The organism is Kitasatospora putterlickiae (assembly GCF_039527695.1).
Lineage (GTDB): Bacteria > Actinomycetota > Actinomycetes > Streptomycetales > Streptomycetaceae > Kitasatospora > Kitasatospora putterlickiae.
In genome coordinates, this window is sequence record NZ_BAAAKJ010000177.1 from 4,115 (window position 1) to 4,782 (window position 668).

The following is a 668-nucleotide window of genomic DNA, read 5'->3' on the forward strand; positions in this document are numbered from 1 at the left end:
GAGGGCGCGCGTCCCGGTGGACGGCAACGGGAAACGGGAGGTCGGGGCGTCAAGTCGCTGGCCGCCGACTTCGCTCCGGTTCTAGCATGTTGGGCGGGGAGCGAGGGGGATCGATGAGCAACGACCTGTTCACGACGCTCGACCGGGCCGCGGGCCGCACCGCCGCCGAGCCCGGACTGGACGCACTGGTGGGCGGCCTGCTGGCCCAGGTGGCGCGCGGCACCCGGGAACTGCGCGCGGTGGCCCATCCGCTCGGCTTCTACTGCCTGCCGATGGTGCGCGACGGGGCGCTCGGCGTCTGCGTGCACGTCTTCGACCCGCAGACCGCCGCCCGACGGCGCGAGATCCACTGCCACAGCTGGGAGCTGAAGAGCAGCGTGCTCTACGGGCGGATCGGCAACCTGCGGATCGGCGTGCACGACGAGCCCGCCCGGCCGACCCACCGGGCCTACGAGGTGCACAGCGACGCCGCCGCCGGGGTGGACGAGGTCCGGCCCACCGCGCGGCTGGTGCGCTGGGAGCCGTTGGAGGAACAGACCAGCGGGCGCGGCGAGACGTACACCCTGCGGGCGGGGGAGTTCCACGCCACGGTGCTGCCGGACGCCGCCCCCACCGCCACCGTCGTCCTCGGCCGCACCGTGCCGGGACCGGTGGACGTGGTGCTCGGG

At 74.7% G+C, this 668-nt stretch carries 1 protein-coding gene; it reads left to right on the top strand.

The features are described 5' to 3' along the window. Positions 1-113: 113 nt before the first annotated feature. Positions 114-668: hypothetical protein (locus ABD308_RS17905; RefSeq protein ID WP_344335561.1), on the top strand; the 555-nt coding region annotated here is incomplete at its 3' end.